The sequence below is a fragment of the Lysinibacillus sp. K60 genome (genome assembly GCF_019731275.1).
Classification (GTDB): domain Bacteria; phylum Bacillota; class Bacilli; order Bacillales_A; family Planococcaceae; genus Lysinibacillus; species Lysinibacillus capsici.
In genome coordinates, this window is sequence record NZ_JAASJR010000011.1 from 26,526 (window position 1) to 49,758 (window position 23,233).

The 23,233-nt window shown below is 37.3% G+C and carries 23 protein-coding genes and 1 riboswitch; of the genes, 20 read left to right on the forward strand and 3 right to left on the reverse strand.

All coding sequences use genetic code 11. The annotated features are described in order from the left end of the window. The 8 genes from gatB (at window position 1) to rlmD (ending at window position 7,766) form a co-directional block, all read left to right on the forward strand. Window positions 1–1,428: an Asp-tRNA(Asn)/Glu-tRNA(Gln) amidotransferase subunit GatB gene (gatB, locus tag HCH28_RS19935; protein ID WP_221682785.1), complete on the forward strand. Its 1,428-nt coding sequence runs from the start codon at window positions 1–3 to the stop codon at window positions 1,426–1,428. Window positions 1,429–1,585: 157 nt separating this feature from the next. Then, window positions 1,586–2,149: a thioredoxin family protein gene (locus HCH28_RS19940; RefSeq protein WP_004225703.1), complete on the forward strand. Its 564-nt coding sequence runs from the start codon at window positions 1,586–1,588 to the stop codon at window positions 2,147–2,149. Window positions 2,150–2,221: 72 nt separating this feature from the next. Continuing rightward, window positions 2,222–3,136: a diacylglycerol kinase gene (locus tag HCH28_RS19945; protein ID WP_004225701.1), complete on the forward strand. Its 915-nt coding sequence runs from the start codon at window positions 2,222–2,224 to the stop codon at window positions 3,134–3,136. 187 nt (window positions 3,137–3,323) lie between these two features. Next, on the forward strand, window positions 3,324–3,566 hold the full coding sequence (locus HCH28_RS19950; RefSeq protein WP_221682786.1) for a hypothetical protein: 243 nt from the start codon (window positions 3,324–3,326) through the stop codon (window positions 3,564–3,566). 218 nt (window positions 3,567–3,784) lie between these two features. Next, window positions 3,785–5,131: a cytochrome ubiquinol oxidase subunit I gene (locus tag HCH28_RS19955; protein ID WP_016995190.1), complete on the forward strand. Its 1,347-nt coding sequence runs from the start codon at window positions 3,785–3,787 to the stop codon at window positions 5,129–5,131. Beyond that, entirely contained in the window at window positions 5,128–6,153 is a 1,026-nt protein-coding gene (locus tag HCH28_RS19960; RefSeq protein WP_221682787.1) for a cytochrome d ubiquinol oxidase subunit II, read from the forward strand. Before HCH28_RS19955 ends, HCH28_RS19960 begins: the two co-directional genes overlap by 4 nt. A 13-nt stretch (window positions 6,154–6,166) precedes the next feature. Next, complete coding sequence (cydS, locus tag HCH28_RS25175; RefSeq protein WP_004225690.1) at window positions 6,167–6,289, forward strand: cytochrome bd oxidase small subunit CydS family protein; 123 nt, start codon at window positions 6,167–6,169, stop codon at window positions 6,287–6,289. Between the two features lie 109 nt (window positions 6,290–6,398). Beyond that, on the forward strand, window positions 6,399–7,766 hold the full coding sequence (gene rlmD / locus HCH28_RS19965) for a 23S rRNA (uracil(1939)-C(5))-methyltransferase RlmD (protein ID WP_221682853.1): 1,368 nt from the start codon (window positions 6,399–6,401) through the stop codon (window positions 7,764–7,766). Window positions 7,767–7,938: 172 nt separating this feature from the next. Here rlmD and HCH28_RS19970 read toward each other — a convergent pair whose 3' ends face one another. Then, entirely contained in the window at window positions 7,939–8,664 is a 726-nt protein-coding gene (locus HCH28_RS19970) for a FadR/GntR family transcriptional regulator (RefSeq protein ID WP_221682788.1), read from the reverse strand. A 225-nt stretch (window positions 8,665–8,889) separates the two neighbouring features. Here HCH28_RS19970 and HCH28_RS19975 point away from each other — a divergent pair, with 225 nt between their 5' ends. The 4 genes from HCH28_RS19975 (at window position 8,890) to HCH28_RS19990 (ending at window position 13,013) form a co-directional block, all read left to right on the forward strand. Next, on the forward strand, window positions 8,890–10,275 hold the full coding sequence (locus HCH28_RS19975; protein ID WP_009374261.1) for an FAD-binding oxidoreductase: 1,386 nt from the start codon (window positions 8,890–8,892) through the stop codon (window positions 10,273–10,275). A gap of 11 nt (window positions 10,276–10,286) precedes the next feature. Then, window positions 10,287–11,270 (forward strand): bile acid:sodium symporter family protein, encoded by a 984-nt coding sequence (locus tag HCH28_RS19980; RefSeq protein WP_221682789.1) that lies wholly within the window; start codon window positions 10,287–10,289, stop codon window positions 11,268–11,270. Between the two features lie 306 nt (window positions 11,271–11,576). After that, complete coding sequence (locus HCH28_RS19985) at window positions 11,577–12,545, forward strand: tRNA dihydrouridine synthase (protein ID WP_221682790.1); 969 nt, start codon at window positions 11,577–11,579, stop codon at window positions 12,543–12,545. Between the two features lie 312 nt (window positions 12,546–12,857). Next, on the forward strand, window positions 12,858–13,013 hold the full coding sequence (locus HCH28_RS19990) for a hypothetical protein (RefSeq protein ID WP_162832712.1): 156 nt from the start codon (window positions 12,858–12,860) through the stop codon (window positions 13,011–13,013). 239 nt (window positions 13,014–13,252) lie between these two features. On the opposite strand, the gene HCH28_RS19995 is transcribed toward HCH28_RS19990, so the two are convergent. Beyond that, window positions 13,253–13,573 (reverse strand): YflT domain-containing protein, encoded by a 321-nt coding sequence (locus HCH28_RS19995; protein ID WP_221682791.1) that lies wholly within the window; start codon window positions 13,571–13,573, stop codon window positions 13,253–13,255. 293 nt (window positions 13,574–13,866) lie between these two features. Between HCH28_RS19995 and HCH28_RS20000 the strand changes: the two genes are divergently transcribed. Together HCH28_RS20000 and HCH28_RS20005 are read left to right on the forward strand one after the other, a co-directional pair. After that, on the forward strand, window positions 13,867–15,204 hold the full coding sequence (locus HCH28_RS20000) for a trypsin-like peptidase domain-containing protein (RefSeq protein ID WP_221682792.1): 1,338 nt from the start codon (window positions 13,867–13,869) through the stop codon (window positions 15,202–15,204). 303 nt (window positions 15,205–15,507) lie between these two features. Next, window positions 15,508–16,704 carry an MFS transporter gene (locus HCH28_RS20005; RefSeq protein ID WP_221682793.1) on the forward strand — a complete coding sequence of 399 codons (1,197 nt, stop codon included), beginning with the start codon at window positions 15,508–15,510 and terminating at the stop codon, window positions 16,702–16,704. Between the two features lie 70 nt (window positions 16,705–16,774). Here the strand turns inward: HCH28_RS20005 and HCH28_RS20010 are convergent, their stop codons facing one another. Beyond that, complete coding sequence (locus HCH28_RS20010) at window positions 16,775–16,978, reverse strand: alpha/beta-type small acid-soluble spore protein (RefSeq protein WP_004225662.1); 204 nt, start codon at window positions 16,976–16,978, stop codon at window positions 16,775–16,777. A 185-nt stretch (window positions 16,979–17,163) separates the two neighbouring features. On the opposite strand from HCH28_RS20010, the gene HCH28_RS20015 reads away from it, so the two are divergent. The 6 genes from HCH28_RS20015 (at window position 17,164) to HCH28_RS20040 (ending at window position 23,186) form a co-directional block, all read left to right on the forward strand. Next, entirely contained in the window at window positions 17,164–17,658 is a 495-nt protein-coding gene (locus HCH28_RS20015) for a YehS family protein (RefSeq protein WP_103118849.1), read from the forward strand. 131 nt (window positions 17,659–17,789) lie between these two features. Beyond that, window positions 17,790–17,984: a hypothetical protein gene (locus tag HCH28_RS20020; protein WP_221682794.1), complete on the forward strand. Its 195-nt coding sequence runs from the start codon at window positions 17,790–17,792 to the stop codon at window positions 17,982–17,984. A 194-nt stretch (window positions 17,985–18,178) separates the two neighbouring features. Then, window positions 18,179–18,264, forward strand: a riboswitch (cyclic di-GMP riboswitch). Window positions 18,265–18,369: 105 nt separating this feature from the next. After that, window positions 18,370–20,121, forward strand: a complete 1,752-nt coding sequence (locus HCH28_RS20025) for a methyl-accepting chemotaxis protein (RefSeq protein WP_221682795.1) — start codon at window positions 18,370–18,372, stop codon at window positions 20,119–20,121. Further along, window positions 20,111–20,863, forward strand: coding sequence for an SDR family NAD(P)-dependent oxidoreductase (locus HCH28_RS20030; RefSeq protein WP_221682796.1), 753 nt, complete (start codon window positions 20,111–20,113; stop codon window positions 20,861–20,863). Before HCH28_RS20025 ends, HCH28_RS20030 begins: the two co-directional genes overlap by 11 nt. A 20-nt stretch (window positions 20,864–20,883) precedes the next feature. Continuing rightward, window positions 20,884–22,374 carry a sodium:solute symporter family protein gene (locus HCH28_RS20035; protein WP_221682797.1) on the forward strand — a complete coding sequence of 497 codons (1,491 nt, stop codon included), beginning with the start codon at window positions 20,884–20,886 and terminating at the stop codon, window positions 22,372–22,374. Window positions 22,375–22,511: 137 nt separating this feature from the next. Then, window positions 22,512–23,186: a hypothetical protein gene (locus HCH28_RS20040; RefSeq protein ID WP_221682798.1), complete on the forward strand. Its 675-nt coding sequence runs from the start codon at window positions 22,512–22,514 to the stop codon at window positions 23,184–23,186. Window positions 23,187–23,233: the final 47 nt, after the last annotated feature.

The following is a 23,233-nucleotide window of genomic DNA, read 5'->3' on the forward strand; positions in this document are numbered from 1 at the left end:
ATGAACTTTGAAACAGTCATTGGTTTAGAAGTACACGTTGAGTTGAAGACAAACTCAAAAATCTTCTCACCAGCACCAGCTCACTTTGGTGCTGAACCAAATACAAATACAACAGTAATCGATTTAGGCTATCCTGGGGTCCTACCAGTCCTGAACAAAAATGTAGTAGATTTCGCTATGCGTGCAGCACTGGCACTCAATATGGAAATCGAGCAAGAAACAAAGTTTGACCGTAAAAACTACTTCTATCCAGATAATCCGAAAGCTTATCAAATTTCACAATTCGATAAACCAATCGGTAAAAACGGCTGGATCGATATTGAAGTAGACGGCTATACAAAACGTATCGGTATCACGCGTCTTCATATGGAAGAAGACGCTGGTAAACTTTCACATGCTGGTGACCATTCACTAGTTGACTTTAACCGTCAAGGAACACCGCTTGTTGAAATCGTTTCTGAGCCAGATATTCGTACACCAAACGAAGCATATGCATATCTTGAAAAATTAAAATCGATTATTCAATATACTGACGTATCTGATTGTAAGATGGAAGAAGGCTCACTACGTTGTGATGCCAATATTTCTCTTCGCCCTTATGGTCAAGAAGAATTTGGTACAAAAACAGAGCTTAAAAACCTGAACTCCTTCAACTATGTTCGTCGTGGTTTAGAGCATGAAGAATTACGTCAAGCAGATGTATTATTATCTGGTGGCGTGATTGAGCAAGAAACACGTCGTTTTGATGAAAAAACAGGTAAAACAATTTTAATGCGTGTTAAAGAGGGAACAGATGACTACCGTTACTTCCCAGAGCCAGACTTAGTTCGTCTTTCAATTGATGATGCATGGTTAGAGCGTGTGAAATCTGAAATTCCAGAGCTTCCAGATGCTCGTAAAAAACGCTATGTTGAAGAACTAGGCTTAACACCTTATGATGCTGGAGTTCTTGTTATCTCTAAAGAGATCTCAGACTTCTTTGAGGCAATGGTAGCAAAGGGGGCAGATGCTAAGCTTTCTGCTAACTGGTTAATGGGTGATGTTTCTGCTTATTTAAACGCAGAGCAAAAAGATCTAAAAGATACTGCATTAACACCAGAAAACCTTGCTGAAATGGTGAAATTAATCACGGACGGTACAATTTCTTCTAAGATCGGTAAAAAATTATTTGCTGAATTAGTAGAAAATGGCGGCTCTGCGCAGGATATTGTGAAAGCAAAAGGCTTAGTGCAAATTTCTGATGAAGGTGCATTACTAGCAATCGTAACAGAAGTTTTAGATAACAATGTTCAATCTATCGAGGACTTCAAAAATGGTAAAGACCGTGCGATTGGCTTCTTAGTTGGTCAAATTATGAAGGCAACAAAAGGTCAAGCTAACCCACCAATGGTTAATAAATTATTACAACAAGAAATTGCCAAACGATAATACTCGTTGTAACATAATAGCCGAGAGAGCTTCATTGCTCCCTCGGCTATTAATTTTCAAAAATGTAACAAATTTGCATTTTACGAAACTTAATAGTTGTTTAAAAAGAGTATTCATAGCAAAATATAGAATAGACAATAATAAGGGGGACGAGCCAATGAAAACAGAACAACAGTATTTTAATGAAGCTATATCAATACAACAATATATGGAGAACATGACGACGTTAAAAGAAGAAAGCTTTCGTATTTATGATGGCTTTGAAGTACCAACAAACGATGGTTTTATCGGGTTATTAAAAGAAAAACAACCTAAAATTTTAACAATTACAGAGGATTGGTGCGGAGACGCAATGTTAAATAATCCAATTATTCGTCGTATTGCTGAAGCAGCAGGATTAGATATGCGTACCGTTTTCCGTGATGCTGATACAGAGCTAATTGATCGTTATTTAACAAACGGTGGCCGTGCAATTCCGATTTATCTATTGTTAGATGATGCAGGAGATGTGATTGGAAAATGGGGACCACGTGCACCAGAATTACAAGAGTTCGTCGTAACGAAACGAGCAAGCTTACCAGATAAAGAAGATCCAACCTTTGAAGAGGCACAAAAGACTCTTTATGCAGAAATTCGTGAGGAAAATATATCCAATCAAACATATTGGACATATGTTTATGAGGACTTTAAGAAGCAAGTAACAGAAGCATTACAAAAATAACAAGAGTATTGCAACATTTCAACCTATAAATCGTTGAATGAAGTAGAATCTTATGAAGCAGGAAGGTATGTTATGAAACGAGCAAGAATCATTTATAATCCTACATCTGGACGCGAAGTGTTTAAGAAACATCTACCAGAGGTGTTGGAAAAACTAGAGGTAGCAGGCTATGAGACATCCTGTCACGCAACAACATGTGAAGGTGATGCAACGCTTGCAGCAAAAAATGCGGTAGAACGCGGTTTTGATATCATCATCGCAGTTGGTGGAGATGGCACATTAAATGAAGTTGTTTCAGGTGTAAGTCCATTTGAAAACCGTCCGAAAGTTGGTCTAATTCCAATGGGCACTACAAATGATTTTGCCCGTGCCGTGCATATCCCTCGAAATATTGAAGAGGCAGTAGACATTATTATTCAAGGCGACACATTACCAGTGGATGTTGGTCTCTTAAATGGGGAACGCTATTTCATCAATATTGCTGCTGGCGGACGTATTACAGAGCTAACTTACGAAGTACCAAGCAAAATGAAAACAATGCTTGGTCAGTTAGCCTATTATGTAAAGGCAGTTGAGATGATTCCATCCATCAAAGCCTCACATATGCGCATTGAATATGATGGCGAAGTATTTGATGGCGACGCTATGATGTTCCTATGTGGGTTAACGAATTCAGTAGGCGGCTTTGAAAAACTAGCTCCTGATGCAAGCATTAATGATGGTTACTTTACTTTAATAGTGCTAAAGAAGGTAAGTCTTCCTGAATTTATTCAACTAGCTGCTATGGCATTAAGAGGCGAACATTTAAATGATGATCGTGTCATCTACAAAAAAGCTAGCGTTGTCAAAGTTACTACAGAAAATGAGGTCCACCTTAATCTCGATGGCGAATATGGCGGAGACGCTCCCGCTACATTTGAAAACCTAAAGCGTCACATCGAAATCTTTGTTCCACTCGCAGATATTCGAGAGGAAGACCGTATTTAATGAACCCGAAAAGCTCATCCGATTTTATTGAGGATGAGCTTTATTTTGTATTTCTATATGATTGGTTGCTTGAAGTTAGGTGACGTCACTCGAAAAGATGTCTAGTTAGAACACTTCAAAAGGTGAGGACTCCTCTAGAGAAGGCGATTGAAGTGCTCATAAAGGTGAGAAAGCCGCTCCAAATGAAGTGAAAAGTGATCAAAAAGATGAGGAAGCCGCTCCAAATGAAGTGAAAAGTGATCAAAAAGATGAGGAAGCCGCTCCAAAGGAAGTAAAAAGCGCTCTAAAAGGTAAGGATACCACTCCAAATCCTCTTAACGAAAATTCCATCACTAGAATAAAACTGGCTAAATTCCATAAAATAAGCTTTAGAAGTAAGATTGTGAATGAAATTAGAAAAATGTTTGGCAAATGTGCGTATATTACTTGAACAAAATTTGAAACCTTAATAATAGACTGAAATTTCGGTCCGTTATTAAGGTTTTTTTCGTTGGAATAGTGGAAAATGGGGGTATGGATAAGGGAAAGGAAGTGTTGCCTTTGTATAAGTCACAAGAAAAGAAGCTTATATGGCTAAGCTTTGGTGTTGCAATCATTATGCTACTTTCTATTCTTGGAAGAATATTTGGAAGTTAAGGGGGCAATGAGATGATTAATGAATCAGCGGTCTATTGGAGCCGAGCATTAACGGAGTTAACATTATCGTTCCATATTATTTATGCAACAATTGGTGTGGGTGTCCCGTTAATGATTATGATTGCTCAATGGACTGGGTATAAAAAGAATGATGAACATTATATCTTAATGGCAAGACGTTGGGCCCGTGGTTTTGTCATTACTGTAGCAGTCGGTGTGGTAACTGGAACCGCAATCGGCTTACAACTATCATTATTGTGGCCTAATTTTATGCAACTCGCTGGTCAAACAATTGCGTTACCACTTTTTATGGAAACGTTTGCATTTTTCTTTGAGGCGATATTCTTGGGCATCTATTTATATACTTGGGATCGCTTTGATAGTCAGAAAAAGCATATGCTTCTGTTAATCCCTGTTGCTGTAGGAGCATCGATGTCGGCAGTCTTTATCACAATCGTTAACGCTTTTATGAACGCACCAAGAGGATTTGATATCGTAGATGGAGAACTTGTTAATATTCAACCTTTTCTTGCAATGTTTAACCCTGCCATGCCAACAAAGGTTGCACATGTACTTGTGACAGCGTACATGACATCGGCATTCGTGCTAGCAGCTATTGCAGGATTTAGGATGTTAAAAGGTTCGAAGCATGTATACCATAAAAAATCACTACTTTTATTAATGAAAATTGGCTTGATTTTCTCCATTGCAGCCGCTGTGATTGGAGATTTTTCAGGAAAATACTTAGCCGAATATCAACCCGAAAAACTAGCCGCAGCAGAATGGCATTTTGAAACAGAAGGTAAGGCTTCACTTGTATTATTTGGTGTCTTAGATGGAGAAGAAGTTAAATATGCTATTAAAATTCCGTATGCTTTAAGCATTCTTGCACATTTTAATCCTAATGCAGAGGTAATCGGCTTAGATCAATTTGAGGAAGAGGATCTACCGCCACTCTATATTCACTATCTCTTTGATATCATGGTTTCCATTGGTATGTTTATGGTGCTAGTTTCATTACTTTATGTTGTAGGGAAAGCACGGGGCTGGCAGTTTATTCATTCACGATGGTATAGATGGATAATCGTAGCGGGAGGACCACTATCAATTATCGCGATTGAAGCAGGTTGGTGGCTTGCCGAAGTTGGACGTCAACCATGGATACTTTATGGATTAATGCGTACACCTGAGGGAGCTACGACGAGCGACCATGTGGATTTAATGCTGCTTTTATTCGCAGGCGTCTATGCAGTATTAGCAGTGGGAAGTATTGTCGTATTGGTAAGAATGTTTAAAAAGAACCCAATCGAACGCGAGATTGAAGATCGCCACTCTGAAAAAGGCGGTGACATCCTATGACGTTAGAGATTTTAGGTATTTCAGTATTATGGATATTCCTATTTGGCTATGTCATTGTCGCATCGATCGATTTTGGTGCTGGCTTCTTTAATGCATACAGCCTACTTATTGGAAAAAATCATATTTTAACAAATATTATTAAACGTTATTTATCGCCTGTTTGGGAAGTTACCAATGTCTTTTTAGTATTCTTCTTTGTAGGAATAGTAGGATTTTTCCCGCAAACCGCTTTTTATTACGGAACGATTTTACTTGTGCCCGTTAGTATTTCGCTTGTACTATTGGCAATTCGAGGCTCCTACTATGCCTTTGAATCGTATGGTACACGAGGCCATATCGGATATACACTGACATATGGTGTAGCAGGTTTATTAATTCCCGCTTCTTTATCCGTTGTCTTTGCTATTGCTGGTGGAGGCTATGTTGATGTAATTGATGGGCAGCCTGTGCTGAACTACTGGACTTTATATACAAGTCCATTTGCTTGGAGCATTGTGGTACTAAGTATCGCTGCTGTATTGTATATTTCAGCCGTATTCTTAACATGGTACGCGCATAAAGCAAATGATATCGAAGCAACGAAACTGATGAGAAAATATGCTCTTGTGTGGGCAGCACCGCTAATGATTAGTGCGCTAGGCATTATGTATGAAATGAAATCCATCAATCCAGAGAGCTACAGTCATATGGTAAATTTATGGTGGATGTTTGCGATTTCAGCTGTCTTATTTATTGTCACAGTCGTACTCATTGCCATGCGTAAAAAGTACGGACTTGCAGTTGGGCTTCTGATTGCTCAATTTGCCGTAGCCTTCTTTGCTTATGGAATAGCTCAATATCCATACCTACTGTACCCGTATTTAACCATTTACGATAGCTTTACAAGCACACAAATGGCGATCGCTTTAGTTATCGCATTTATTTTAGGACTGTGTCTTCTTCTTCCTTCACTTTATTTATTGATGAAACTATTCTTATTCAATAAAAAATATGTGACAGGAAAAGAAGACAATCACGCATAGGAGGAAAGCACATATGCAAAGTTTTTTAATTTTTTATGCACCTTTTATTGTCGTCATTCTTGGGATCTTGTGTGCATTTTGGTGGGCACCAAGGGATTATCATATTACAAAAGAGCAGGAAAAGAGTCGCGAATAGCGACTCTTTTTTCAAGTTGATTAGCAGAGACACGCAACAGCCAAGTCTTGTTCTTTTTTCATTCGCCAACACATGCTACAATAAGGAGATTGAAATGGAGGATGTACGAATGTCAGCACCCGTGAAAAAAAATGAACGACTTTCAGTTTATATAGAAGATCTAACGCATGATGGCAATGGTGTCGCAAAGGTTGAAGGTTATCCACTATTCATACAAGGCGCACTGCCAAACGAAACGGCCGAAATCCATGTGTTAAAAACATTAAAAAACTATGGCTTTGCAAAGGTAATAGATATTATCAAGCCATCTCCAGACCGTGTTGAAGCTCCATGTGATTACTTCAAGCAGTGTGGCGGCTGCCAATTACAGCATTTATCCTATGAGGGACAGCTAAAATGGAAAGAAAATATGGTGCGCAATGTGATGCAGCGGATTGGTAAAATTAATGCACCTGTTCACCCAGTAAAAGGTATGAAAGAACCTTGGCACTACCGTAATAAAGCCCAAATTCCTTTCTCTGAAAATGAAGCAGGACAAGCGATTGCAGGCTTTTATAAAACAAAAACGCATAGCATTGTGGATATGGATCGCTGTTTAATTCAAACAGGAGAAGCAGATGCAATTCTTGCAGGCTTGAAAAAGGAATTAGCAACTTTAGGCATTAGCTCTTACAATGAGCATACACATGATGGGATGTTGCGTCATGTCGTTATCCGTAAAGCACAAGCAACAGGCGAAGTCATGGTTGTCCTTGTAACTAAAAGGAAAAAGTTTCCACAAAAAGAGGCAGCTATTGCAGTAATCCAAAAGCTAGTGCCAAACGTTACATCGATTATGCAAAATGTGAATAGTGAGAAAACCAATGTGATTTTTGGTGATGACACAATCAACCTTTGGGGTAAAGACGTTATTATTGATACAATTGGTGACGTACGTTTTGAAATCTCTGCTCGTTCCTTCTATCAAGTCAACCCAGAGCAAACAGAGGTCCTCTACAAGCAAGCACTAGATTATGCTGGCTTGCAGGGAGATGAACGTGTCATTGATGCGTATTGTGGAATTGGTACGATTTCTTTATTCCTTGCTCAAAAAGCAAAGGCCGTCATGGGCGTGGAAATTGTCCCACAAGCGATTGAAGATGCCAAACGCAACGCACTGCTTAATGGCTTTACAAATACTTATTTTGAAGCAGGCCCAGCAGAGGAAGTTATCCCAAGATGGTATAAAGAAGGCAAGGAAGCAGACGTACTAGTAGTTGATCCACCGCGCAAAGGTTGCGATGAAGCACTGCTAACTACTATTCTAGAGCAACGACCAAAACGAGTGGTCTACGTATCCTGTAATCCAGCCACACTAGCACGCGATCTTCGCATTTTAGAGGATGGCGGCTATCACACACAGGAAATCCAGCCAGTGGATATGTTCCCGCATTCGACGCATTGTGAAGCAGTAGCATGGTTGAAGTTAAACGACTAACACATTACTAAACTCACCTACACAATAAAAAATTATCGTTTTAGGACGGATTTCAGTTAAAATAATCTTTTTTATTTGTTTATCAATAAAAACTCGGATTCGATCAAATACGAATCCGAGTTTTTTTCATTAATTTCAATATGCTACATATCATCTATGCGTATCTAGGGTTTTAATTGTTTTTTTCTCCAATATGACTTAAAAGAGACTCTGTCAATTCTCGTCTTATTTGCGTGATATGGTTTTCCATGAGTTGCTTAGCTTGGTTCGCATCTCCAGAAGCGATGGCTAAGTAAATTCTTTTATGTTCATCGATGGTCTCTTGCGTTCGTTCCGAATCTTCCAAGCGTTGTCTACGGGTAGCTCGGATTGTATCTTGCATATGCTCACTAAGGGTTTGAAATAATTGTAAAAATATTGAGTTATGTGAAGCAAGTACAATATTAAGATGGAAACTTAGGTCTGCTTGAATTCCTAATTCTACATCATTTTTACCTTGATCCATCATGTCTAATGCTTTGCTAATTCGTTCTAAGTCTACAGAAGTAGCTCGTCGTGAAGCTAAAAAGGCACACTCTACTTCAAGTGCTTGGCGAAGTTCCAACATTTCATAAATTAATTTTTTTTCAGTATTTATTATTGTAGAGGAAAGCTCTTCGCTTAAAGTATGGGATTCAGCAGTTTTAATAAAGCTACCACTGCCTTGTTTAATTTCAATAAATCCTTTTATTTCAAGTTTTCGAAGTGCCTCTCTCACCGATGTTCGACTGACATTAAAACGACTTGCTAATTCTCTTTCTGTCGGGAGTTTATCCCCAGGCTGTAATTCACCATTTAAAAAATATTCCTTTATTTGATCAACGATAACTTGATATGCTTTTTTCTTTGGTTGAGGCATTACCTATCTCACCACCTTAAATACATAGTACTATAAACGCTTTAATCATACAGAAATACAGCATGTTTATCAATTTAAGAAAAAAATTAATAGTTGATATTTTCTGAATATTTAGTACAATGTAAAAAGGTTGGACCAATTAAAAGAATATAGAAAATTGGTATGACATATAAATTTATCAATTAAACACTCAAAATACTATGAGAGTAAAAGGGGAAGGAAAAAATGATTACTACAAATGAAGAATTAGTGATGGCTCTACGAAGTGTTCTTCCAGAAATTGAAGTGACAATCAATCAAACGATTTTAGAACAGCATAGCAGTGATGAATCCTATCATAGCGCCAGTCTTCCTGATATTGTGGTGTTTCCGACAAAGACAGAAGAAGTGAGTAAAATAATTAACATAGCAAATCAATACAAAGTACCGATAGTGCCATTTGGAAGAGGAACAAGCTTAGAAGGACATGTCATCCCTTATAATCATGGGATAACGATTGATTTTTCACTTATGAACAGAATAGTAGAAGTTAGAGAGAAGGACTTTCTTGTGAAAGTTCAACCAGGGGTAACGCGTTCTCAGTTAAATAAAGAATTGAAGAAATATGGATTATTTTTCACTGTAGACCCAGGAGCAGATGCAACAATTGGAGGAATGGCGGCAACAAATGCTAGTGGGACAACATCTGTTAAATATGGAACTATGCGCGATCAAGTTCGAGATTTAGAAGTTGTTCTCTCAGATGGAACAGTGATTCATACAGGAAATTTAGCAGAAAAATCTTCATCAGGCTATCATTTAAATGGGCTTTTCGTTGGGTCTGAGGGAACACTTGGTTGTTTTACTGAATTGACGTTAAGAGTCTATGGTATTCCTGAATGTGTAATGGCTGCTAGAGCGTCCTTCAAAACAGTGAATGATGCTGTGGAAGGAGTGGTGAGTATTCTACAAGCGGCAATTCCCATTGCAAGAGTCGAACTTGTAGATGAACCCTCAATGAAGCAAGTGAACTTGTATAGTCAAACAGCTTATGAGGAACAACCAACCTTATTTTTAGAGTTTGAGGGGAATGAGGCTGGCTTAAGGCAAGATGTAGAATTTATGAAAGAGATTGTAGCGGCTCATAATTGTGAAAATATTGAATTTGAGATGGATAATGCAGCCCGAAATCAGCTATGGGAAGCTCGCCATAATTTAGCTTACGCCTATGTCCATGGACACCCAGGAAAAAAACTAATGGTAACCGATGTTTGCTTACCGATATCCGAATTAGCAGGTGCTATAGAACATGCAAGAGAAGCACTTGATATGTTAGCGCTTACAGGTGGGGTTGTTGGACATGTTGGTGATGGCAATTTCCATGTACTATTAATGATTGATATGAATGATCCAAAAGAAATAAAGAAAGCTGATGAATTGAATGAATTGATTGTGATGTATGCACTTGAACGAGGAGGAACTTGTACAGGAGAACATGGTGTGGGCATTGGTAAGCAGAAATATCAAGAGAAAGAACACGGTAAAGCACTTCTAGTGATGGAAAAGATTAAACAAGCACTTGACCCTGACACACTTTTCAATCCGAATAAAATATTGAAAATAAAAATATAGGGAGTGGAATTATGAAAATTTTAGAAGCGATTAGTACGATAGCTGGAAAATATTTCGCCATCTGGGTTATTTGTATTGCTGTTATTGCTTTTATAGCTTCGGAGCCCTTTTTAATATTTGGAGGGTATATCACGATTTTGCTAGGCATTGTTATGTTTGGCATGGGTCTAACGTTAAAAGCAGTTGATTTTAAATTGGTTATAACGAATCCAGTACCAGTCATTATTGGTGTATGTGCTCAATATGTTATCATGCCACTTGCCGCTTTTTTAATTGCTTATATAATGAACTTGCCGGCAGAATTAGCTGCAGGGCTAGTCCTTCTTGGATCTGTACCTGGTGGAACTGCTTCAAACGTCATGGTGTATTTAGCTAAAGGAAATGTACCTTTGTCCATCACAATGACATCCTTTTCGACATTATTAGCTCCAATTGCCACACCACTCATCCTATTATTACTTGCAGGTAAATGGATGCCAGTTGATCCAATAGCAATGTTTACTTCAATTATTCAAGTAATTATTTTCCCTATTATCCTAGGGATTGTTATAAGAAGAGTTGTTCCTCAAATCGTAGAAAAAAGTATTAATGTGATTCCTCTTATTTCAGTAGTTGCTATTATGATTATTGTATCCGCTGTTGTTGCTGGTAATGTTGATACCATCGCTTCGGCAGGCTCCATTATTTTTGCAGCTGTAGTGCTTCATAATGCATTCGGATTGTTATTTGGTTATATAACAGCTCGTCTATTAGGCCTCGATGAAAGTAATCGAAGAGCTATTTCAATAGAAGTTGGAATGCAGAACTCTGGTCTAGGTGTAGCGCTAGCCACTGCCCACTTCGGTCCCTTAGCGGCCTTACCTAGTGTACTTGGGGCTGTTTGGCATAATATTTCTGGTCCAATTCTCGCTACCTATTGGTCAAAAAAACCAGAGATACTAAAGGTACAACATACTAAACAGATACAAGAAGATAACGGCAGAACTCAAATATAGGAGAGTAAATATTCGATGTCTACGGCTTGTATTGCAGTCATATTATCTATTTTGTTTAAATCCACCTCACAAATTGATCCATTCGAAAAAATATAGAAATGAAAATTAGGTATAATAAAAGTAGATGAGATAGAAACAAGCTATCCATCTGCTTTTTTATTTTTTAAAATATCATTTAGGACGGATTTTCGTTAAAATAAACATTGTTGATTTTTACATTAATTCTTGATAAAGAATACTTCTACCTCTATTAGGTAATGAGGCAAATGTATCAATATGTCCATAGTGAGAGGAATTGGAAATAACATGAACGATAATTTTTGGCGTGATTTACCACGGCCATTTTTTGTATTGGCACCGATGGAAGATGTGACAGATGTTGTATTTCGTCACGTTGTAAGTGAAGCAGGTCGACCAGATGTGTTTTTTACTGAGTTTACAAATTCGGATAGCTACTGTCATCCAGAGGGAAAGAAAAGTGTGCGTGGCCGTTTGCTCTTTACAGAAGATGAGCAGCCAATGGTGGCACATATTTGGGGAGATAATCCCGAGTATTTCCGTGAAATGAGTATTGGCATGGCAGAGCTAGGATTTAAAGGTATTGATATTAACATGGGCTGCCCTGTACCAAATGTAGCATCAAGAGGGAAGGGGAGTGGCCTAATTCTCCGACCAGATGTTGCGGCAGAATTGATTCAAGCAGCAAAAGCGGGCGGACTGCCTGTTAGCGTGAAAACGCGACTTGGCTACAAGGATGTAAATGAGTGGGAAGAGTGGCTAACGCATATTTTAAAGCAGGATATAGCGAACCTTTCGATTCATCTACGAACAAGAAAGGAAATGAGCCTAGTAAATGCGCATTGGGAGCTCATTCCAGAAATCAAAAAGTTACGTGATCGTATTGCACCTAATACGCTACTCACGATCAATGGAGATATTCCTGACCGTCAAACGGGACTGCAGCTAGCTGAACAATACGGTATTGATGGCGTGATGATTGGACGAGGTATTTTTAAAAATCCTTTTGCTTTTGAAAAAGAGCCAAAAGAGCATAGCAGTAAAGAATATCTTAATCTTTTAAGACTGCAGCTCGATCTTCAAGATCAATACTCGGAAGAACTACCACGTTCCATCACAGGGCTTCATCGCTTCTTCAAAATTTATGTCAAAGGATTCAGAGGAGCTGGTGAATTAAGAAGTCAATTGATGAACACAAAATCAACGGATGAAGTGCGTGTATTGCTAGACAACTTTGAATCAAACAATATTGAATGACAATGAAATGATGAAACCACCAATAAAGTCAAGTAAATAACAGTAGAAGTAGGAGCAAAGATTTTGGGATGAGATTTCCCTTTCTTTGCTCCTTTCAATTTATCGCTATGGAGGTTTTGGCTTCAAATGCTAGGGGGAGGGCTCTTGTTTTTATGCGCTTCTGTTTAAATGTAGTTTTTATCTAGTAATATGAACCCTCATAATTGATTTATCCTTATTTTTACAAATCCCTTTTAGTGGTATTAATATATATTGAAACTAAATGGTTAAAATAGTCGTATAAGGTATTATAGATTAGAGGAGGTCGGAAAAATGGATTATACTAAAATCTATAATGAGGAACTGATTGCCTTAGTAAAAGAAAAAATAAAGTCCGTCGGTGAAATTAAAGCGGTGAAGTTTGTGAGAGAACAAACAGATATGTCCTTAATACAGGCAAAAAAATTTGTCGATTTTTGTAAAGAATAGACATAAAAATTAGAGTCATTAAACTGTGGCTCTAATTCTTTATGAATAGGACCATATTGTTGAAGAAGACTCTTTAATGAAGAAGATGATAATTTCCTCGAGCAGATTATTGACAATAAAGAAGGATAGGTTTTTATGCTGACTTGGTTGAAAGGCTTTGTGGAATACAGAGTCGATGAAATACGAGGAGGACTTGTAAAATGAAAAACAAACCCAGGATTGGTTTCCTGGGTTTGTTTTTACTTATTGGCAACTATGACCAATTTACCTGTATCCAGTTCCTTTTCGAATTGAGCAGCTTCCGATTCACTTAATCCGACAGAAGCTAACTTGTTGCGGAGTTCATCTCCACGGGAATTCACCAGGTTCTTCATCGAAGTCAGGAACCCTTGCTCGCTAATACCAGCTTCTTCAGTCCCAAGTGCTTCGTTAATATCATCTTCACGTTCTTCATAGTGCGCAAAGATGTAAATGTTATCTCGAAGATACCCTTGCGCTTCTAATTTCTCCACTTCTTTTTTCGCCTGTACTACGTTTTCTACTGTCAATTTGACTGTCATTAATGATCCCTCCTATATATGTTCACATTCAATCTATTCCACTAAATTAAATGAATAAAACATCTTTTTTGTTTTTAATTATGTTAGAGTGGCATGAACAACTAATGGAATACTAATGAACAACTCGAAAACAATGGAAGTTGTTATTCTAAATCTTTATTCTAAAGCTACGTCCAATTCTTTATAGAGTAGGACTTTTTTGTTTGCATCAATAGAGGATTTAGAGAAACATCAGAGAATTGTATAGTGAGTACCATTATATGTAATGACGAGCTTATAGGAGTTGTATGAAGATGATTGTGACAACTAGACCGTTAAAAATTAAATATAATAAATCAGTAAATACTTTTCAGGAGTTTATGCAAATTCATCACAACAATCATTCCCTTACGAAGGAAGTTGTTTTTCTACGCTATATCGGTATACCTGATTCGGTAGATTTTTATAAAGATGAGATTTTACAAATGGAGGAGTATTTCTCCAAGCAAAGCGTATTTTATTTACGACTGCATAAGCTTGAGGTCATTCGTAATAAGGAAGATGTAGATAGATTGTCAGAAAGTTGGAGAAGGTGGCAGACTGCTGCTGAAAACCCGCAATTACTGTATAAGCTATCTTTGTGCAGTAAATTAGCGAGTGATCAACTTGAATGGACAAAAAAGCTAAGCTTTAAACAGATGATTCAACTATTTAAAGAAAATCAGCCTTATCCTAATGAAACGTTGTTAAAAAATTTTGCAGTTAAATTTTTGTATTGGATGGATTATTATTTACCACAAATTTTTTCTGAGGAAAATCCAATGTCCCAAAAAATTGTTTTTATAGGTGACATTACGCAGCATGAATTACTATTTTTATATTTCTTATCGTCACTGGGGTGCGATATTTGTTACATGAATCCTAAAGGAGATATTGCCAATTTATACCCTATAATAGAAGCGTCATCTACCTTACATATGTGTCGTCATTTCTATGAAAAGGAAATAACATTGCCTATTAAAAGTACTTCAAGACAATTGAACATCCCTGTTCAAAAAACGAATGTAACAGAAGAGTGGAGCTATGAGCAATTAGCCTCCTTAGCCACATCTGTTGTGATGATTAAGACCTTCGGGGAGGATGATAAGGTTTTATGCTATGGCTCTGGTGTTATTCTCCACCAAGATGGATATATTTTAACAAACTTGCATGTTGTGGGTGGTGGAAAATATTATTCTGTGCTCTATGAAAATGATACCAACGAGTATATAACCCATCAATTTGTGAAATATCATGATATGCATGATTTGGCTATTTTGAAGGTAGACAGAAGAAGCCACCCTTTACCTGTTAAAATGGATGGACAATTAGTTCGAGGGCAAAAAATTGTGGCGATTGGCAGTCCTTTAGGATTGTTTAACTCGGTTTCTGATGGGATTGTTTCTGGTTTTCGTGATATACGGCAAATGTCTATGATTCAATTTACAGCTGCTATATCAAATGGCAGTTCGGGTGGGGCCTTATTGGATATGTATGGTCAATTGGTTGGTCTGATTACTGCAGGCTTCGATGATGGTCAAAACCTTAATTTGGCTGTACCTGCCAATCTAATTTATCAGTTTGCTCAAAACTTTATAGAAATACCGAGTTGAATTTCCACTATTCCACCATTGCTTTTTATTTGGTAATCTTATAGAATGTAGAACGGTATAAATGAACGATATATAAATCCTTTAATACGGTCCAGAGAGGCTGAAAAGGGCTATGTGATATTTTTAAGCTAATATCTTTGCTTTGTCATGCCCTTTTGTCCTCTGTGACGGAAGGGCTTTTATTATTGTTCCATACTCCTCTTTTAAAGGGAGTCCTGTGAGGCTTCAAAAGAGAATGGACAAGACAGCTATAATCCATTCACTAAAAGAGATCGACAACTAGAAAATTGGAGGCTAAAAAGAATGGATTATCGTAAAAAAACCGTGGTCGCTTCAGTAGCAGGGCTAACGTTAGAAGGAATGGATATTATGTTCATTTCCTTTGCTATGACAATGATTATTGCAGAATTTAATATTGATCTTGCAACAGGTGGATTGATTTCATCCATCACGAATATTGGGATGCTACTGGGTGGTATTGTTTTCGGTGTGTTAGCAGATAAATATGGTCGAGTAAAAGTATTTACGTATACGATTATTCTGTTTGCCATAGGAACGGCCTTAACAGGAGTAGCAACAAGTATTGAACAAGTTTATGTTTATAGATTTATCGCTGGTTTAGGTGCTGGCGGAGAATATGGTATTGGGATGGCGCTTGTGGCGGAGGCTTGGCCAAAGAATAAACAAGGCAGAGCATCCTCTTATGTCAGTGTAGGTGCACAATATGGGGTAATTTTAGCTGCTTTATTAAGTGCTATTATTTTACCAACTTTAGGGTGGCGTGCATTATTTTTTGTAGGATTACTACCAGTTATTTTCGCCTTTATCGTACGTAAAAATATTGATGAGTCACCAGAATGGTTAGCTGCGCAGAAACAACAAAATAATAAGAAAGAGAACGGGAAATTAGCACAATTATTTGCTTCACCTCGTATCACCATGACAACACTTTCCCTAATTCTAATGGCTACTGTTCAAATTGCAGGCTATAATGGTCTGATGATTTGGCTACCTTCGATGTTACAGAAATCGCAAGGTTTATCGGTTTCAAGTTCAGCATTGTGGACAATTAGTACCGCAGTTGGCATGATTATTGGAATGCTGACGTTTGGTAGATTTATGGATCGTTTTGGAGCAAAGCGAACTTTCGGTATCTTCTTAGTAGCCTCTGCAGGTGCTGTATTCCTTTACTCGTTTGCAACAGGTGCAGTAGCGATATTAGTAGGCGGTGCGGTTGTAGGATTCTTTTCTAATGGAATGTTTGCAGGGTATGGTGCATTAATTAGTAGCTTTTATCCAGTACAAATTCGCAGTACAGCAACAAACACCATTTTTAATTTTGGACGAGCTATAGGTGGATTCTCACCAATCTTTGTCGGCTTTATTTTACAAAGCTACGATATGACTGTCGTTATGATTTACTTAGCAGCGCTGTATTGTATTTCCTTTATCGTCATGCTAACGCTTAAGAGCTCAGGTAAGGGATTGCAAACAGCATAATTTTATCGAGCACGAAAGAACGAATTCCACTTCTGCAAATGGGATTCGTTCTTTTCTTATTAGTATTTAATTATAATAAACCTTTTGAACGTTTTTCAGCGATTTCAACAAGGCGCTTTGTAATCTCTCCTCCAACGGAACCATTTGCGCGAGAAGATGCTTCTGGCCCAAGCTGAACGCCAAACTCTTGTGCAATTTCATATTTCATTTGATTGACTGCCTCATGTACACCAGGTACTAGAAGTTTATTTGAACTGCGGTTATTGTTAGCCATTGTTCTCACCTCCTTGACCTTAGAATGGTTGCGATTAAATTTTTCATACATTTAAAAAGTAGGAAATGCACACGCTATTTGCTAACAACAACAACTTGTGGAAAGCTAGCAATAATCAGCAAACTCTCTGTTATAATTAAGCCTGGCTCTTTACTATATAAGGTTAATTAAAGGAGGAACATATAATGACGAATAATGATATCTTAATTCGTTTACGCTATGCGTTCGATATAAAAAATGTAGATATGGTAGAAATTTTCAAACTTGGTGGCATGGATTATACAAAGGAAGAAGTATTAAATATGCTAATTAAGATTAATGATGAGGAAGAAGCGCCAGAAGAATACATCAAATGTAATAATAAAATGTTAGAGGCATTTTTAAATGGATTAATTACTTTTAAACGCGGGCCTCAGAAACCAAGGGAAGGACAGGCTGTTGGACCGTTACCTGTGTCAGGTAAAGAAAGCCCAAATAATATGCTACTAAAGAAAGTAAAAATTGCTTTAGCTTTAACAACTGAGGAGATGCTTGAAATTTTATATGACGGAGGCATTAAAGTAACAAAAGGTGAATTAGGTGCTATTTTAAGAAATCCAAGTCATCGTAATTATAAAGAGTGTGGCGATTCATTCGTACGAAATTTTTTAAGGGGCTTAACATATAAATATAGAGCATAATGCACAATCATAAAGTGCCATTTTTTTCTTTGAAACTCGTTGACAATTTGTGACGAAATTGTGTACAATAAATTTATCACAAAATGTTCACAAAAAAGATGAAAATTGTTCACAGACAAAGGGGTGCTTGTATGATTTATATTGACATCTTATTAGTAGCTATTGCATGTATTACAATGCCTTTTATTGTTGCAGTTATGTTAGATATTTTTTATGCGGAACGGAAAAAAGTGCGCTTTTCATTACGTCGTACTTCCGTATGGTATATCGCTATGTTTGCATTATCCTTTATACCATCCGTATTACTTGTCACACAAAACGTATAATTTATTCAAACACTTAGGGGTAAGTGAAATGAAAGTTGACAGCTACAACGCTAATTGAGGTTGTAGCTGTTTTTAGTTTGTTCAATAGATGAATAAAATTTCTATAATTAATAATGAAGGAACAGCTAGTATAAAATATGTATGTTTTAACTAGAGAGCATTGACTACTTTTACCTACTGTGTTAATTTTGGTAGGGAAATATAGGCAAATTTACTGAAAAGTAGAGACGCAAAGCTACAGGTCTAAGGCAATAAATGCTATGACGGCTGGGTTGCAAAAGAGTGCTAGTTGTATCATTCTCATTCTAGTTTTTGTTCTTTTATGCCTATTTCTTTTGAAATAGGCATTTTTTTGCAAGTAAAGTTCAAAGGAGGAAAAGGGGAAATGACGTTGTTAAAAAACACATCATTAAAAAATAAGCTTTTACTAACAGTCTCTATCGTTGTATTACTGCTTATCGCCATTATTACGACGCAAAGTATTAGTGAATTGAATAATCGGATGAATGTAGATTTGGAGCAAGAATTAAAAAGTGTTGGTTTATTAACAGCTATGAACTTAGACAGTGATGAAGTAAAAGATTTGCTGTCCGAAAAAGGGGAAACAAACGCAAAGTTTACAAAGATCCAAAAGCAACTTGATATGATTCAGGACCAGCAAGGTATTATGAGCTGGAGTTATATTTGGGATGTCAAGGATGAGGGTGGCGTCAATCCAATTGGCTATACCTCTAATCTAAATGAAGTATATGAAGCTGGTGAAATTTTTACTGATTTAGCGGATGAACATGTAGAAACAGCAAAATTAGCTATTGAAAATAATAGTACAGAGGTAACTGCTATTTTCGAGGATCCTTTTGGTTCTTGGAGAACGGTTTTTAGTCCTATTAAAGATGATAATGGCCAACTGATTGCCCTATTAGGGATTGATTACTCTGCTGATTATATCAATACGATTATTAAAACAAGTGTGATTAAGCAAATTGTCATTGCCATTATCGGCATTTTAATTTTATTAGTTTTAGTTTACATAATTATAGATCGACTATTAAAGCCACTGAAAAAAGTAGTGAACGTTGCCAATCAAGTGGCAAATGGTGAATTAATAGATGTTGATTTAGAGACATCGAAGGATGAAATTGGTAAATTATCTGAATCCATTCGTACAATGGTGGCTAATTTGCAACATATTATTTTAAACATACGCAATACATCCAATCACGTTTCTTCAGCAGCCAATCAATTAACGGTGCATGCTGGTGAAACTTATAACAGCTCAACAAATATTGCACTAGACATGAATCAAATTACTCAAAATGCTGAGGCCTCGATGACCATGACAGAGGAAACAGCCGCTGCTATGGAAGAAACTGCAACAGGTATTCAGCAAATTGCTGATTCTGCAAATGTAGCTGCGGAATCCTCTATTTCAGCATCACAGGCTTCTGAACGAGGCAATGAAGTTGTCCAACAAGTTATTGCTCAAATGGAGTTAATTAATGATTCTGTTGAACAAATAGGGACAACCATTAATGGACTACATGTTAATACGAAAAAAATAAGTGAAATTGTTAGCTTAATTACTGCTATTGCCGATCAAACAAATCTATTAGCATTAAATGCTGCCATCGAAGCGGCACGAGCAGGTGAACATGGTAAAGGCTTTGCCGTTGTTGCGGATGAGGTGAGACGCTTAGCTGAACAATCCTCTCAATCAGCAACAGAAATTTACAATTTAATTAGTTCTATTCAATCTGATTCAAACGCTTCTATCACGGTTATGGAAAAAGGCAAAGAGGATGTTAAGGTAGGGATGGCATTTACTAATGAAGTAGGCGAAATCTTTAAAGAAATTCTTACTTCATCAGAAGAAGTAGCTAGCCAAATACGTGAAATTTCCGCTGCTTCACAACAAATTTCTGCATCCTCAGAAGAAGTGGCGGCATCTGTAAATAATATTAAACAATCTGCAGAGCAGTCAGCAGAGTTTTCTTCAAATGTCTCGAAATCTACACAAGAGCAATTATCTACCATGCAGGAAGTAAAGGATGCCTCTTCATCACTGGGCAAAACAGCAGAAGAGTTGCAAGGTCTTGTGGCAAAATTCAAATTGGAGAATGATCATAATGGACATTAATTTTACAGGGAAAAATGTTTTAATTACAGGTTCTAGTAAAGGAATCGGTAAAGCCATTGCATTAGGCTTTGCACAACATGGAGCCAATATTTTAATTAATTATATTGGGGATGAGCAAGAGGCAGAAGCTGTACGTGCAGAAGCAGAAAAGTTTGGTGGGAAAGCTTTAATATTCCATGCTGATGTTTCTAATTCACAAGAAGTACAGGCGATGCATCAATTTATGGACGAGCATCTCGGGGAACTTGATATTCTTGTAAATAACGCTGGATTTGCACAGGGTTCCAGCATTACAGAATTAACGGATGAGCAGTGGGATCGTATGATTAAAGTTCATTTATATGGCTGTTTCTATAATTGCCGTGAAGCAGCTAAAAGAATGAAGGAACGTAATTCAGGAAAAATCATCAATATTTCATCTGATATTGGTAGCTTGGGTTGTGAAGAATTCACGCATTATTCAGCTGCGAAGGGTGCTATCAATGCTTTTACAAAGGCTTTAGCAAGAGAATTAGCACCTTCTATACTTGTCAATGCAGTTGCTCCTAGTGGAACATTTACGGACATTCTACAAGAGTTTGGCGATAACTATGTGGAGGAAGAATCCGCAAAATATCCATTAAAACGTTTAGCTCAACCAGAAGAGATTGCGAAAAGTGTATTATTTTTAGCCTCTAATCATGCTGACTTCTATACAGGTCAAATATTAACGCCAAATGGTGGGGTCGTAATGAACGGATAATGGAAAACGAGGAGTAAATAATGTTAAATATTTTTATCTTTTGCTTATACTTATTATTTATCTATTATATTGGCTATAAAGGCTATAAGCGTGTCAACACAGCCGAGGATTTAATTGTTGCTGGCTGGAGCATGCCTTTATCCGTTGTAACGGGTAGTTTAGTCGCTGCATTATTAGCAGCTCCCTTCTTTTTTGCAGCGGTAGGCTCTGGCTATACAAGTGGTGGCTTTGAAGGTTCGGCAACAATGGGTGGTCTAGGGACTTGTATGATTCTTGGAGCACTCATTTGGACAAAGCCATTAAGACGTCTAAAGGGCTGGACATTAGCAGATTACTACGGTTTACGCTATGGCAGTAAAAAGCTAGGAGCCTATACAGGGGTTGTTATGGCAATTGCTTTTGGTGTTTTTAATGCAGCGGCGTTAACAGTTGGTGGAACTTATATTATTCAGCAATTGTTGCAAATTGATTTTATACCTGCGGCGCTTCTATTTGTATCACTAACGGCTATTTATTCAGTTATTGGTGGTTTATGGGCAGTTGCCTATACTGAAATCGTACAAGGTGCGCTTGCAGTGGCAGGTATTTTGGGTATTACCATTTTTATTTTGTTTTACTATCCAGACGTTACATTTAATCCTGAGTGGTGGAATATCAGTACATTATTTGAGAAGGCAGGAGCAGAATTCTGGACTTTGTATCTTGTACTAGCACTTGGAGATATCCCTGCAGTTGACCTTGGGCAGCGGGTAGCTGCTGCGAAAAGTCCGCGAGTGGCACAACGAAGTATGATTATTGCTGGTATTATTGTCATTGCAATTAGCTGGATTCCAGGGATGCTAGGGGAAGCCTTTAAGTCTATTTATCCTGAGAGCACAAACCCGGAAACATTGATGCTTACCTTTGCACAAGGTTATTTTCCGCCTTTATTAGCAGCTATTTTCTTAACAGCCATGGCAGCCATGGGGATGTCTACAGTAGCTGCATGTTATGTAGCGACTTCAGGAATTGTGACAAAGAATATTTATTTAGATTTTATTAATCGTAATCCTGATCCTAAGAAGCTATTAAGATTTTCACGATCTATTATTCTAGCCAGTGCTTTATTAGGTTTAGTGCTAGCTGTAAGCTTCCAAAAAGTAATTGATTTAGCTTATTTAGCTTGGGATATTATATTCGTAACAATATTCTGGCCAATCGTTTTAGGACCATTTTGGAAACGTGTCAGTACACCAGCAGTTTGGGCAAGTATTTCCGTTGGCTTAGTTTATTACATTGTGACATCACTAACATTCGTACCTAGTCTGACAATCCAATCAGAAGGCTTCATAGGTCTATTAAATGAATTATGGCAGGCTCCTGTATTTTCGGGTGTTGTTATAACTGGTATCACAATTGTCGTGGTGAGCTTACTCGTTCCGCCATCTGAGCATGTTCTTGAGATGCACAAAATAGAAAAAGATAAAACATTAGACGACGTAAGTAGTAAAGAAGAGCTAATTGGTCGTTAAAAGCAAAAGCACGGATTCATTGTAAAGTTCAATGAATTCGTGTTTTTTATTAGAATGAAAAGATAGAATCAAGAATACTATTGCTAGTACATCATCTGAATTTTTCTAGTGATTATCTTGATAAAGGCGGGAATTGAATGAAAAATATTTTCTTCATTTTATTAGGGATTGTCTATCTTTATCTAGCAAATGCCATTGAATTAGTCATTATTAAGCAACTATTTTTTTTAATTGGGCTGGCTTTAGTCGGTCTAGGGTGTATCCGTTATTTAAAAGAGCGTTATATTGCCATACAAACTTTGACAGCCATGACGGAAGCTAGTGAGGAGGAGATAAAGGCTATTCCTCATACACATTGTACAGTTTCCAATGATGCTTTAAATGCTTTATTGTTAAATGAACACACAAACACGCTTATTTTCGCACGAAGAGAAGCTTTAGACGAAGAACTAAAAATAATAGAGGTTCCATTTAACAGAATATATGAGGTTGCCATCATGGAAGATGAAGTATTTACGGTTAGAACAAAGAATCATCTAATGAGTGGTTCCTTACTTGCTGAAGCAGAGGAAGTAGAAGAAGAGGAGGTAGAAGAAGATACAATCTCACAGCTATCGTTAAAGCTAGTAGTAGATCATTTATCAGAGCCTATTCAAGAATATATGTTCATGGATAATAGTGAAGATCCCATATCAAAAGAGGAAGATGACTATAAAGAAGCCATGGAGCTTTGTGAGAAATGGTTTCAAAAGATAAGTGTTATTATTAAACGTCATGAATTGGAACGCGTGCCCATAAGTCATTGGCAATAAGAGAAAAGGCTATCTCAAAATAGAAAAATTTGAGATAGCCTTTGTTG